Source organism: Rhizobium sp. NLR16a, from assembly GCF_017948245.1.
Lineage (GTDB): Bacteria > Pseudomonadota > Alphaproteobacteria > Rhizobiales > Rhizobiaceae > Rhizobium.
In genome coordinates this window covers 111,269-123,492 of the sequence record NZ_CP072867.1, presented here as the reverse complement: position 1 = coordinate 123,492, position 12,224 = coordinate 111,269, and the positions used below count along the sequence as shown (strand labels likewise).

The 12,224-nt window shown below is 63.5% G+C and carries 11 protein-coding genes; 8 read left to right on the top strand and 3 right to left on the bottom strand.

The features are described 5' to 3' along the window. Nucleotide 1: 1 nt before the first annotated feature. The 5 genes from pcaG to J7U39_RS22800 all read left to right on the top strand — a co-directional run bounded on the left by pcaG (nt 2) and on the right by J7U39_RS22800 (nt 4,319). Nucleotides 2-613 carry a protocatechuate 3,4-dioxygenase subunit alpha gene (pcaG, locus tag J7U39_RS22820; protein ID WP_210632524.1) on the top strand — a complete coding sequence of 204 codons (612 nt, stop codon included), beginning with the start codon at nt 2-4 and terminating at the stop codon, nt 611-613. 137 nt (nt 614-750) lie between these two features. Continuing rightward, the gene (locus J7U39_RS22815; RefSeq protein WP_210632522.1) at nt 751-1,797 is read left to right on the top strand and encodes a 3-carboxy-cis,cis-muconate cycloisomerase; all 1,047 of its coding nucleotides are present in this window, start codon (nt 751-753) and stop codon (nt 1,795-1,797) included. A 326-nt stretch (nt 1,798-2,123) separates the two neighbouring features. Next, on the top strand, nt 2,124-2,954 hold the full coding sequence (locus J7U39_RS22810; RefSeq protein WP_210632521.1) for an MBL fold metallo-hydrolase: 831 nt from the start codon (nt 2,124-2,126) through the stop codon (nt 2,952-2,954). A 118-nt stretch (nt 2,955-3,072) separates the two neighbouring features. Continuing rightward, nucleotides 3,073-3,447: a GFA family protein gene (locus J7U39_RS22805; RefSeq protein WP_210632520.1), complete on the top strand. Its 375-nt coding sequence runs from the start codon at nt 3,073-3,075 to the stop codon at nt 3,445-3,447. Continuing rightward, nucleotides 3,444-4,319 carry an alpha/beta hydrolase gene (locus J7U39_RS22800; protein WP_210632519.1) on the top strand — a complete coding sequence of 292 codons (876 nt, stop codon included), beginning with the start codon at nt 3,444-3,446 and terminating at the stop codon, nt 4,317-4,319. The genes J7U39_RS22805 and J7U39_RS22800 overlap by 4 nt, the downstream gene beginning before the upstream one ends. On the opposite strand, the gene J7U39_RS22795 is transcribed toward J7U39_RS22800, so the two are convergent. Both J7U39_RS22795 and J7U39_RS22790 read right to left on the bottom strand, forming a co-directional pair. Continuing rightward, complete coding sequence (locus J7U39_RS22795) at nt 4,307-5,083, bottom strand: polysaccharide deacetylase family protein (RefSeq protein ID WP_210632518.1); 777 nt, start codon at nt 5,081-5,083, stop codon at nt 4,307-4,309. The two genes, J7U39_RS22800 and J7U39_RS22795, sit on opposite strands and share 13 nt — an antisense overlap. Before the next feature lie 4 nt (nt 5,084-5,087). Continuing rightward, nucleotides 5,088-6,170 carry a glycosyltransferase family 4 protein gene (locus J7U39_RS22790; protein ID WP_210632517.1) on the bottom strand — a complete coding sequence of 361 codons (1,083 nt, stop codon included), beginning with the start codon at nt 6,168-6,170 and terminating at the stop codon, nt 5,088-5,090. A 271-nt stretch (nt 6,171-6,441) separates the two neighbouring features. Here J7U39_RS22790 and J7U39_RS22785 point away from each other — a divergent pair, with 271 nt between their 5' ends. The 3 genes from J7U39_RS22785 to J7U39_RS22775 all read left to right on the top strand — a co-directional run bounded on the left by J7U39_RS22785 (nt 6,442) and on the right by J7U39_RS22775 (nt 11,115). Continuing rightward, nucleotides 6,442-8,157 carry an adenylate/guanylate cyclase domain-containing protein gene (locus J7U39_RS22785; protein WP_210632516.1) on the top strand — a complete coding sequence of 572 codons (1,716 nt, stop codon included), beginning with the start codon at nt 6,442-6,444 and terminating at the stop codon, nt 8,155-8,157. After that, the gene (locus J7U39_RS22780) at nt 8,157-9,035 is read left to right on the top strand and encodes an FkbM family methyltransferase (RefSeq protein WP_210632515.1); all 879 of its coding nucleotides are present in this window, start codon (nt 8,157-8,159) and stop codon (nt 9,033-9,035) included. Before J7U39_RS22785 ends, J7U39_RS22780 begins: the two co-directional genes overlap by 1 nt. A gap of 169 nt (nt 9,036-9,204) precedes the next feature. Continuing rightward, nucleotides 9,205-11,115: an adenylate/guanylate cyclase domain-containing protein gene (locus J7U39_RS22775; RefSeq protein WP_210632514.1), complete on the top strand. Its 1,911-nt coding sequence runs from the start codon at nt 9,205-9,207 to the stop codon at nt 11,113-11,115. A 130-nt stretch (nt 11,116-11,245) separates the two neighbouring features. Here J7U39_RS22775 and J7U39_RS22770 read toward each other — a convergent pair whose 3' ends face one another. Then, nucleotides 11,246-12,151 carry an NAD(P)/FAD-dependent oxidoreductase gene (locus tag J7U39_RS22770; RefSeq protein ID WP_210632513.1) on the bottom strand — a complete coding sequence of 302 codons (906 nt, stop codon included), beginning with the start codon at nt 12,149-12,151 and terminating at the stop codon, nt 11,246-11,248. Nucleotides 12,152-12,224 lie beyond the last annotated feature (73 nt).

Below are 12,224 nucleotides of genomic sequence, written 5' to 3'. Positions count from 1 at the left end.
CATGCAGCAGCTCGGCTATCTCAAGGAAACCCCGTCGCAGACCGCCGGCCCCTATGTCCATATCGGCCTCACGCCGAATTTTTGCGACATCACAGGCGTCTACGACAGCGATCTCGGCGCCGCGATGCTCAATGACGAAACGCTCGGCGAACGCATCACCGTCACCGGGCGCATCTTCGACGGGGCGGGCGCGCTGGTGCGCGATGCCGTCGTCGAGATCTGGCAGGCCGACAGCGCCGGCCTCTACAACAGCCCCTCGGAAATGCGCGGCGCCGCCGACCCGAACTTCGCCGGCTGGGGCCGCTGCCCGACCAGCGCCGACGATGGCGTCTACAGCTTCGAGACGATCAAGCCCGGCCGCGTTCCCTTCAAGGACGGCCGCAGACAGGCGCCGCACATCACCTTCTGGATCGTCGCCCGCGGCATCAATATCGGCCTGCATACGCGGATGTATTTTCCGGAGGAGACGGAGGCCAACGCCAGCGACCCGCTGCTTGCCCGTATCGAACATCGCGAACGCGTCGCCACCATGGTCGCCGGCCGCGACGGCGCGACCTGCCGTTTTGACATCCACCTGCAGGGGCCGAAGGAGACCGTGTTTCTGGATATTTGAAGGTCGACGGCTATTTGTAAGGAGAGCTCTTAGCAAGCAGCCCCCTCACCCTGCCCTCTCTCCGGGGGGGGTCGAAGGATGGGTCGGGTCGGCGCCCACCCCTGCACTTTGTCTGAAATGCTCGAATAGAGACCCCCATGACCGCATCGCCCTTCGACCATCCCTTCCTCTCCGGCCTTCTCGGCGATATCGAAATCGCGCCCTATTTTTCCGCCGAAGCCGATATCCGCGCCATGCTCTCCTTCGAAGCCGCGCTCGCCAGGGCGGAAGCCGCGCACGGTGTCATTCCCGGCGAAGCCGCAAGGAAGATCGCCGAAGCCTGCGCCGGTTTTTCTCCGGACCTCACCAGCCTTCGCGCGGCAACGGCGAAGGACGGCGTCATCGTCCCCGACCTCGTCAAGCAGCTGCGCGCCAAGGTCGGCGAGGAAGCCGGCAAAAACCTGCATCTCGGCGCCACCAGCCAGGACGTCATCGACACCAGCCTGATGATCCGACTGAAGGCGGTGGTCTTCCTGTTTGCCGGCCGGCTTTCCTCGATCCTCGCAGCGCTCGACGGGCTCGACCGGCGGTTCGGCCGCAACCGCCTGATGGGGCATACCCGCATGCAGGCGGCGATCGCCATCAGCGTCCGCGACCGTCTCGATGCCTGGCGCCCGCCGCTCGCGACCTATCGCGACCGCCTGACCGAGCAGAGTTTTCCCGTCCAGTTCGGCGGTGCTGCCGGCACGCTCGACAAGCTCGGGCCACAGGCCACCGCAATCCGCGCTTCGCTCGCCCAGGAGCTCGGCCTCACCGATATCAGGCAATGGCAAAGCGCGCGCCTGCCGATCGCCGATATCGCCGGCCTGTTCGCTTCGATTTCGGGCAGCCTCGGCAAGATGGGACAGGATATCGCGCTGCTTGCCGAGATGGGCGGCGAGATCGAAATCTCAGGCGGCGGCGCCTCGTCGGCCATGGCGCACAAGCAGAATCCGGTTGCCGCCGAAGTCCTGGTCTCGCTCGCCCGCTTCAACGCCACGGCGCTCTCCGGCATCCATCAGTCGCTTGTCCATGAACAGGAACGCTCCGGAGCGGCCTGGACGCTGGAATGGCTGCTGCTGCCGCAGATGACCATGGCAACCGCCGCCAGCCTGCGGCTTGCCGGAGAGCTGATCGGAAATATCAAGCGGCTTGGGACGGCCTGAGATCGCAGCCGCGGCCAGCGCTGTGGCAAGCCCGTTCGTCAGGGGCTCCAGCGCGAGCGCGGCGATTTGCATTTTCGATCGCGCGCAACCATCTAATAGGCATGACTTGCGGAAAACGCCCCGCCCGAGCAGCCCATTTACCGAAAACCAACCATACCGGGTTGCTTTCCGAAGCGAAAGCCGATTGCTTAGGAGAATATACTTCTTCTTCCGCTAGCGGTTAGGAGAACGAAAGGGGGCGCAGGCAAACTCGTGGAATTCTGCTGCTTCGCATCGGGATAAACTATGATTACGATGGCGATGCGGGAAGGCCGGTTTGAAAAACGATGACGACAGAACTGTTTCAGATAAAATTTTGGGGCGTCCGCGGCAGTATTCCCGTATCGGGCCCCGAGTTCGATCGCTACGGCGGTAACACTTCCTGCATCGAGATTCGTTGCGGAAAACATCGGTTGCTTTTCGACGCAGGTTCGGGCCTGCGCGAGGCGGGACTGTCGCTGCTCGCCGACGGCGTCAGCGACGTGGATCTGTTCTTCAGCCACTGCCATTACGACCACATCATCGGCCTGCCCTTCTTCAAGGCGATCTATTATCCCTCGATCAACGTCAACATCTGGTCCGGCCATCTCGACGGCAAGATGAGCACGCGGGAAATGGTCGAGCAGTTCATCAGCCCGCCCTGGTTTCCGGTCAAGACAGATATCTGTCAGGCGACGATGAACTTCCGCGATTTCCATCCCGGCCAGGTTCTGACCCCGCACGAGGGCATCGAGATCAGGACTTTCACGCTGAACCATCCAGGCGGCGCCATCGGCTACCGCATCGAATGGCAAGGCCGTTCGATCGCTCTCATCTACGATATCGAGCATATTCCAGGCAGCTATGATCCGGTCTCGCTGGAGATGATGCAGGGCGCCGATCTCGTCGTCTACGATTGCACCTACAATGAAGATGAGATGCAGCGCTTCAAGGGCTTCGGTCATTCGACCTGGCAGCACGGCACCGAGCTCGCCAAAATGGCCGGCGCCAAGCGCTTCGCCCTGTTCCACCATGCGCCCTCCCGCACGGACGAACAGCTGGCCGAGATGGAAGCGCAGGCTGAGGCCGCCTTCCCCGGCGCCTTCGCCGCGCGCGACAACCAGACCGTGGTGATCTAGGACACCGAGTCTCCTGCGGGCGCGCAAGACGACGTCCGTTCGCGCCTTGCTGACGGAACAGATGCCGGGTCCGACCGTTTCCCCGGCAGCGCAAGATCGATGAAACGGGGTATCAGCCATGACCGTGCTCTCCGGACAATGCCTTTGCGGGCAGGTGCAGCTTTCTGTGCGAGGCGAACCGCTGCGTGTCGGCATCTGTCATTGCACCGACTGCCGAAAGGAAAGCGGTTCGGCCTTTACTTTTTATGGAATCTGGCCCGCCGGGCGGTTCGAACATTCCGGAGAAACGGGCGAATTTCACGGCCGGCGCTTCTGCACCGGCTGCGGTTCGCGGCTGTTTTCCGCCGATGACCAGGAGGCGGAGATCAAGCTCGGCATCCTCTCGCAGGCGCCGACGCCGCTGGTGCCGCGCTATGAACTGTGGATCAAACGCCGCGAAACGTGGCTGCGACCCGTGGAGGGCGCCGAGCAGTATGAGGAGGACCGAACGTGAGCCTCGCCACGCTCGTCCGGCATAGGTTCGTTACGATCTCAGGCATCGAGACCTTTTACCGCGAGGCCGGCCCGCCGGACGCACCGGTCCTGTTTCTGCCACACGGCTATCCCTGCTCTTCTTACGAATTTCGCAATCTCATGCCGCGCCTTGCCGACCGCTGGCGCCTGATAGCCCCGGATTTCCCCGGCGCGGGCTATAGCGACACGCCCGACGATTTCGACTACAGCTTCGACGGCTATGCCGCCTGGCTGGAGGCTTTCATCGACGCGCTCAGTGTCGACCGCTTCGCCCTCTATCTCCACGATTTCGGCTCGCCGATCGGAGCGCGGCTGGCAATCAGAAACCCTGGCCGCATCGTGGCGCTGATGATCCAGAATGGCGATATTCCCTATGAGGATGCGCTTGGCCCGAAATATGCAGATATCGAGGCGACCTGGGCGCTACCGCGCGCGGAGATGAGGAAGGCGCTGGCGGAAGCAATCAGCGAGGAGACCTTCCGGGAGGAATTCCTCAACGACCTGCCGCCGCCTCTGGCCGAAACGATCCCGCCGGATCTCTGGAGGCTGCACTGGTCGCTGGTCACGCCGCGGCGCACGGAAATCGCCATCGACCTGATCGCCGGATTGAAGGAGAACCGCGCCTGGTTTCCCGAGCACCGGAAATATCTCCGGCAAAACAGGCCGCCGACCCTGATCGTCTGGGGACCGAACGACCACTATATGCCGGAAGAGTCGGCACGCGCCTACCTCCGCGATCTGCCGGATGCCGAACTGCATCTGCTCGATGGCGGGCATTGGCTGCTCGAGACGCATCTCGAAGAGGTCGCTGAACTCATGCGGGACTTCCTCGGGCGCGTTCACGCCGGCTGATCGCTCCTTCGCGCTAAGCTGAGAAGTGCGCCCGGCGACGACCAGGAGACGGCAGGATGATCGGCCGTCAGCGCAAACAAGGCCGACAGGAAATCCCAGGCGGCCGCATCATGGACGAGATGGTGGGTGAGCACGCCGATCGGCTCGTCGCTGCCGGCAAACCGGTCGCGGAGTTCGGCGACGAGTTCGGCCACCAGCTCCTCCTCGTCGCGGCCGCCGCGCGTGCCGTGCCAGTCGATAATGTCGACATGGGTGTTGAGAAGCGGGATCGGCCCGCCCTCTCTTGCCCGCCCGTAAACCGAAAGCGCCGCAAAGGCGAGGTCGGGCAATGCCGGGATGAGCGCGGCGTCGATCCGGTTCCACGGCGGCACCAGCACCGGCAGGAAGCGAGCCGGATGGAGCCGCTTCAGGCGCTGTAGTCCCTCACGCAACTCGCCGAGCACCACCTCGGGCGGGCGTTCGCCGCCGAGTTCCTGCTTCTTGCGCTCAGGTCCGGCGTGGTTCGTATGCCACCAGCCATGCACAGCGACAGCGACGCTCGCCTCTGCCGCCAGCCGCGCCGCCAATGCTTCGCCGGTCCGGCCGGGAATGACGGCAAGCGTCAGCGGAATTCCGTTCGCGCCGGTCAGTGACAGCAGCCGCTCCAGATCCGGCGTCGGCTCGACGGCATCGTCGTCGCGCAGCCAGAACCGCGCCACGCGGCCGGCGGCGCGCCAGCGGTCGAGCTCCCGGCGCAGCGGTTCCCAGCTCATCCCTCGGCTCATCATCTCACTCCTGTTCCTGCGCCTTGCGCAAAATCCCGTCCAGGGCGCCGGCAGCCATCGCGAGCGAGCGCTCCCCGAGCACGAAGCGCCGCGCTGCCTGCCCCATCGCGTCGCGTTTCCGCCCGTCGCCGAGCAGGGCCGCGACAGCCGCGGCATAGGCGGCGACATCGCCCTCCGGCGTCAGCAGGCCGGTGACGCCGGCCTCGACCACGGCGGGCACGCCCGCCGTCTGCTGCGCCACGACAGGCAGGCCGGCGGCCTGGGCTTCGAGATAGGCAAGGCCATAGGCCTCGCCGCAGCCGGGCCAGACATAGATGCCGCCACGCGCGAGCAGGCCGGCGATCTCAGCCTCACCTTGCTCGCCCAGCCATTCGATGCGGCCGGAAAGGCCGGCGAACAGCGCCTCCACCTCCTGGCGCATCGGCCCATCGCCGATGACCGAAAGCGTCCATGGCCGGTCTCCGATCAGCCGCAATGCTTTCGCGAGCATCGCGAAGCTTTCCATCTTGTCGCCGGCCCGCATCATCGCGACCGTCATCAGCCGGCTGCGATCGGGCGCCGGGCGCACCGCCTCGAACAGCGCCGGATCGATGAACGGCTTGAGAGCCGCAAGCCGCGCCTGCGGAAAGGCGGAGCGGAGCCCGGCCCGGTCGCGCTCGGTGAAGCCGATATTGACCGCCGCCTGCATGACCGCCTCGCCCACGCGCTTCTGCCGGGCCGCCCAATCGGTCTTATCGCGTTTTGCCGCATAAGAAGCTTCGGCGGTGACATAGGGAATGGCGAATTCGGCCGAAATCGCCGGCCCGAAGGGATCGGGGGATTTGTAGTAGGGGTGGTAGCAGAACCAGAGATCCGGCCGAGGCTCTTCTTGCCATTTCGCCCGCAGCCGCGCCAATTCGGCTGAGATCGCGGGTTCGAGCGCTGCCGCCGCCTCGGGCGTCGCAGCATGGGTACGGAATTCGGAGACGACCTCGACCTGATGCCCGGCAAGCTGCAATGCCCGGATCAGCAGCCGCGCCATCAGCCGGTCGCCCGAGGGCACCGGGTGGTTCGGTGATTTTATCGGCGCATAGAAGGCGACCCGCATGCGATCCCTCACATAGACACACTGTTTCCAATCGGTATTCACAGGCATCATAGATCATTCGAATTCATAACCAGATCAGGCACATGCAGCATGCGGTCGCCTTGAACCTTCCCATGGTGCGCGGCATCGTGCCCGGAGGCGAAAAAATCCCTTATTGCTGCCTTCCCGAAAACTTGCGCATAAGCATATGCAATGTGATCGCAATGGAAGCAATTCCGCCTCCTTCCCCATCTCTATGGGCCTGCGATTGCATCGACAAGAACGGGAATGAATGACGACGGCCTCGGTCACAGGGATTTTTTCGGAACGCTCGATCAGAAGGGCAAGGCTCGGTTCCGGGCTGGTTATCTTTGTCTTCGTTCTCTTGCATTTGTCGAACCATGCGCTCGGACTCGTCTCGATCGCCGCAGCCGATAAGGCCCGCCATCTTTTCCTGGCTGTCTGGCGCAATCCCGTCGGCACCGTTCTGTTCTATGGATCCGTCTTCGTCCATATGGCCCTGGTGCTGCGCGCCATCTACATCAGGCGCAGCCTGGTCATGCCCAAGGGAGAAGCAGCTCAGATGGTGCTCGGCTTGCTGATCCCGCTGCTTCTCATCGATCACGTCATCGGCACCCGCATCGCGCATGAACTCTACGGCTATATCGACAATTACGAGACGATCGTCGGCATGTTGTGGCTGCGGACGCCGGCGACGGGGGTGCGCCAGGCATTCGGCCTTCTCGCGGTGTGGATCCATGGCTGCATCGGCATCCATTACTGGCTGCGTTACCGCCCTTGGTACGGCGATTTCGCACCGCTGCTGCTGGCGCTGGCGATCCTTGTGCCGGTGCTGTCGCTGCTCGGTTTTGTCGAAATGGGCCGCACCCTCGCCGACCCCGCCTACCAACTGACCGCGATCGAGCCTTACGCGACGACCGTGAACTCTCACTATGTCTCCGATCCTGAGATTCGCAGTCAGATCGCCATGGTTCGCGCCGGGCTCTATGGCGCCTTCTCGACCTCGCTGATCATCGTCGTTGCCGCCCGCACCCAGCGCAGGCTGAAGGAGCGTCTCGATCAGGTCGCGGTGCATTATCCGGGTGGCGAAGTGATCCGCGTGCCGCGGGGCTTCACCGTGCTGGAGGCGAGCCGCCTCGGCGGCCTGCCGCATTATTCGGTGTGCGGCGGCAAGGGCCAGTGCTCAACCTGCCGGGTGCAGATCCTCGGCGATTACCAGAAGCTGCCGCCGCCCGACAAGCTGGAGCAGACGACACTGAAACGCATCAATGCCGGCCCTGACGTGCGGCTGGCCTGCCAGCTTCGACCGAATGCCGAGATCGCGGTCGCGCCTCTCCTGGTTCCGGCGGAGGAGGCGGCTCTGCCTGCCAACAGCCAGGAGACGAGCCCCGGCCGTGAGCGTGAGATCGTCGTGCTCTTCGTCGATATCCGTCATTTCACCACGCTGACGGAAACGCGCCTGCCCTTCGACGTCGTCTTCCTGCTGAACCGCTATTTCGCCATCATCGGCAAGGCGGTGGAACAGGCCGGCGGCCGGCTCGACAAGTTCATCGGCGACGGTGCCATGGCGCTCTTCGGCCTCAACGCCGCGCCGGAAGAAGCATGCCGCCAGGCGCTCGACGCCGCCGCGGCGATCGTCGCGGGGATCGAGAAACTCGCCGCCGAACTGGCCGAAGAGCTGACGCTGCCGCTGCGGATCGCCATCGGCATCCACGCCGGGCCGGCCGTCGTCGGCACGATGGGCTATGGCCGGGTGCGCAGCATGACGGCGATCGGCGATACGGTGAATGTCGCGAGCCGGCTGGAAAGCGCGGCCAAGGAATTCGACGCGGCGATCGTCTTCTCCGAGCCGGTGGCGCGGCTTGCCGGCGCCGACCTTGCCGACGTCGAAAGCCGTGAAATCAGCGTGCGCGGCCGCGCCCTGCCCTTGAAAGTTTATGTCATTCCGAGAGAGAAAGCGGCAGAACCGCTCGAAGGAAATGTCTGATGCCCGGCAAGCCCTGGCTCACCGCCAAATATTGGAGCCGCCGGCTACGCAAGGCGCGCAATAGAACCGCCTCGCGGTTCTTCGACACTCGCCTCGGCCGTCGCTTGCTGATCGAGAATATCGGCCCGCGCGTCGTCTCGATGACGGTCGATGCCGGTGATCATCTGATGACCTTCTCGCCCGCCGACTATATCGGCCGCAAGGTCTTCCGCAAGGGCCATTTCGAGCGCGACGCCGTCGACCGGCTGATCGTCATCCTGCGCGAGCGCGGCCTGCTCAGAAAGGATGCGACGCTGCTCGAGATCGGCGGCAATATCGGCACCCAGACCGTCTATTTCGCCTTGAGCGGCACCTACGCCAACATCGTCAGTGTCGAGCCCGATCCGCGCAATTTCCCGCTGCTTGAACTCAACATTCGCCAGAACCGGCTGGAGGAGAAGGTTCGGCTCGTCAACTGCGCCGCCGGCGAGCACGCAGGCGAGATCGACTTTTTTCTCAACCTCAACAATCACGGCAAGAGCAGCGCCATCCGCCAGAGCCCGATCGACCGGAAGATCAGCGTGCCGGTGAAGCCGGTCTCCGAAATCCTCGCCGGCCTCTCGATCGATCCGGCCGCAATCGGCCTTGTGTGGATGGATATCGAAGGCTACGAGCCGGTCGCCTGCCGCTCGATGCAGCCGCTGCTTTCCCGCCGCGTGCCGCTTCATATGGAATTCACGCCGCTGTTCTACGGGCGCGAGGGAACGAAGGCCTTCATAGCGATGCTGTCAGGGTTCTACGAGGATTGTCTCGTGCTCTTCGAGGACCGCGAGGAAGAGATGAAGGTGCGGGACCTGCCTGAAGAGTTCGATCAGTACAACGTGCTGTTTTTGCCTTAGGCTTACTTCTCAAAAACATACTGACGCCCGGAGCCGGGCGCGCGGGACCGGCTTGTGCAAGCCCGAAAAAAGCAGTTAGCTACCGTCGTTGGGGACGCTCTTCATGCACAGTTAGACGACCCGTGGGCGATAGGTGTGCTGAGACGTTTCCGCATTCGAGGGAAGTCTCGTGCGCTGGTCCAAACCGCTCAGAGTACATCTCGGGGTCCTGATCGTTGCATCGCTGCTTTGCACGTCGATGCCGATTATCTGGATGGCGTTCAGGCAGGGAAGCAATGCTGCCGTGAGTGCCGGCGCGCAGCAGATGCGCGAGATGAGCCTGCGGCTGATCGAGGGATACCGCAACACGCTGGAAGGAGGCTACGAGGCGGTCGCGCTGGCAGCGACCCTGCCGCAGCTCGCTTCGCCGCCGCCTCAGGATATCGAGGCAAAACAGGAACTCTTTCTCGAAGTTCTGCGAAACGTCCCCGAGGCAACGAGCATCTATACCGGTTATCCCGACGGCTCGTACCTGCAGGTCATCAAAGCTGCAAGGAGGGATGTCCGCCAGACCCTCTCGGCGCCTGACAATGCGGCTTTCGCGATCAGAACGATCGCCGAGCGACAAAGCGCGAGCGTCATATCGACGCTTCGCTTTCTCGACAGCAAGGCGAGACCCATCGGCGAGCGGAAGATCGAAAATGCATCTTTCGATCCGCGGCAACGCCCCTGGTATCAAGCGGTGGTCCAGGATGGAGTTCCGGTCTCGGTCGGACCCTATGTGACCGGAACGCTCCAGGTTCCGACCCTGACGATCGCGGCACCGACGAGGGACGATGGGCGGGTGGTCGTCGGCATCAACGTTCACCTGCAGACCATCGGTCGCCTGTTGGATGCGCAGGGAATTTCGCCGCATGCCCGAGCCTATGTCATCGACGGGAGCGACAATCTCATTGCTCACTCCGACCCTGACATCATGAGCAGGATCATCTCGATCTGGTCGAGGACCTCAGGCTCTTTCGCCATGACGGCGAACGCTTTCGATACCAGTCTGGAAACGGTTGCGAGGCTGCGGCGAGATCCCGCCTTCGCAGGCGGCGGATTGGCGCGGTTCGATCTTGATGGTGAAGGCTATCTCGTGCAGATCGCTCCCGTCAGCATATCCGGTCTGTTCCAGGGAAGCAGCGCTGCGATCGTCGTGCCGTTGGAAGACCTCGTGGCCGATGCCCACCGGCTGCTCGTGCGCAATCTGCTGATTGCCGGCGCCTTAGTGCTCGCGGGTGTCGCGGCATCGGTCATTCTCTCGCGGATGGTCAGCCGCTCTCTCTACCGACTCGCCGACGAGGCGCGCAGGATCGGTGATCTCGATGTCGGTGAGAAAGCCTCGTCGCACTCCTGGATAACCGAAATCAACACATTGGCGAGCGCGCTCTCGGCAAGCCGTCACGCCATCGGCCAGTTTGCCCTCTATGTACCGCGCGAAGTGGTTCGCCGTATCGTCAGCCCTGACGGGCGAACGGTGGTCAAGGCGAAGCGGCAGGACGTGACCGTGCTTTTCACCGATATCAGGGACTTCACGACCATATCGGAGCAGAATTCACCCGAGGACGTGGTCGATACGCTGTCGGCCTATTTCGAGCTGCTGAACACCATCGCCGAGCGTCATGAGGGCACGGTCGTGCAATATCTCGGCGACTCCATTTTCGTCATGTGGAATGCCCCTGTTCAAGATGGCGGGCATGTCGAACACGGCTGTCGCTGCGCGCTTTCGATGAAAGCCGCGATCGACGACCTCAATCGGGAAAACAGAGTTCATGACCGCCCCGAACTCTTCACGCGGTTCGGGCTCCACACAGGTCCCGCCGTCGTCGGCAGTTTCGGAGCAATCTCGCGCCAGCAATACACGGCCATGGGCGATACGATCAACGTCGCCTCACGGCTGGAAGGATTGAACAAGGATTACGGCACCTCGATCCTGGTGAGCGCCGCAGTCCACAATGCCGTCGGCGACCGCTTCCAGTTTCGGCCGTTGGGGCTGGTGCAGGTGAAGGGGCGGGCTGAGAAGGTTGATCTATGGGAACTGGTTGGGGAGCGTGGCTGACGGGCAGCTTTGGCTGGCGTTACCCGCGGAGGCGCAAGGCGGGCGGTCCATTTTTCTGCTGACACGCTCGCGCTTTGTTGGAACGACGACAGATCCTCAACGCCCTTGCCGCGGGCACCGCCGCCAAACACTAGCTGGCAGGCGGCATCACCAGCGACTGATGGCAATGCACGCCGGCGAGAACACCCGAGGCGGAGGCGAGCGTGCCGCTGTGCATGGAGCTCGCCGCATCGCCGGCGGCGAAGACGCCCTTGACGCTGGTCTCCTTGTTTTCGCCGGTGCGGATCACCGGCCCGAAAGCGCCGTCGTCGAAGGCGCAGCCCAGCTGTTCGGCGATCGGGCTCGCCATCGCGGTCTTCGGCGCGACGAAGACGGCGTCGAGCGGCACGATGCGGTCATCGGCGAGACGTACCGCCTGGAGTTTCGGACTGTCGCCGAGCAATTCCACGATCGGGCTGCGTTCGATGCGTACACCGCGGTTCGTCAGCCGCGCCAGCTGCTCTTCATCGGGCTCGAACAGTGCCTGGGCGAAGAAGGTGGTCGCGCCCCAGTCCGGGATCATCATGGCGGAATGGGCCGAATGCGGGTGGTTTGCAAGGACGCCGAGTTCGCCGCCGCTCACCTCGTAGCCGTGGCAATAGGGGCAGTGCAGCACGGAGCGGCCCCAGCGCTCCCCAAGGCCGGGGATGTCGGGCAGCGTATCGCTGACGCCGGTCGCGAGAATGAGGCGGGCAGCGCGTTCTTCACCGCCGCCTTCGATGGTGATGACGAATTCCTCACCCTCCTTCCGGGCGCGGGTAACCTTGCCGTCGCGAAATGTTATGTTCGGATAAAGCGAAAGCTGCCTCTTCCCCTCACCCATGATCGCCGCCGGCGCCTGGCCGTCCTGGCCGAGAAAACCGTGCGAAGCTTGCGAAAACCGGTTTCGCGGCGCGCCGGCATCGACGAGCAGAACCCGCCGCCGCGCCCGGGTGAGCTGCATGGCTGCCGACAGGCCGGCAAAATTGCCGCCGATGACGATGACTTCGTAGGACATGCGCTGACTCCTTCGATATTGGTTCATGAATCATCATAAGTTACATGAAACCTGGCGGTCAAGACTCATGTCA

What these genes read in the sequence shown, in the direction of transcription:
- J7U39_RS22770 (WP_210632513.1), bottom strand. Translation starts at nt 12,151, where the DNA reads ATGTCCTACGAAGTCATCGTCATCGGCGGCAATTTTGCCGGCCTGTCG.
- J7U39_RS22805 (WP_210632520.1), top strand. Translation starts at nt 3,073, where the DNA reads ATGACCGTGCTCTCCGGACAATGCCTTTGCGGGCAGGTGCAGCTTTCT.
- J7U39_RS22785 (WP_210632516.1), top strand. Translation starts at nt 6,442, where the DNA reads ATGACGACGGCCTCGGTCACAGGGATTTTTTCGGAACGCTCGATCAGA.
- J7U39_RS22815 (WP_210632522.1), top strand. Translation starts at nt 751, where the DNA reads ATGACCGCATCGCCCTTCGACCATCCCTTCCTCTCCGGCCTTCTCGGC.
- pcaG (WP_210632524.1), top strand. Translation starts at nt 2, where the DNA reads ATGCAGCAGCTCGGCTATCTCAAGGAAACCCCGTCGCAGACCGCCGGC.
- J7U39_RS22780 (WP_210632515.1), top strand. Translation starts at nt 8,157, where the DNA reads ATGCCCGGCAAGCCCTGGCTCACCGCCAAATATTGGAGCCGCCGGCTA.
- J7U39_RS22810 (WP_210632521.1), top strand. Translation starts at nt 2,124, where the DNA reads ATGACGACAGAACTGTTTCAGATAAAATTTTGGGGCGTCCGCGGCAGT.
- J7U39_RS22795 (WP_210632518.1), bottom strand. Translation starts at nt 5,083, where the DNA reads ATGAGCCGAGGGATGAGCTGGGAACCGCTGCGCCGGGAGCTCGACCGC.
- J7U39_RS22790 (WP_210632517.1), bottom strand. Translation starts at nt 6,170, where the DNA reads ATGCGGGTCGCCTTCTATGCGCCGATAAAATCACCGAACCACCCGGTG.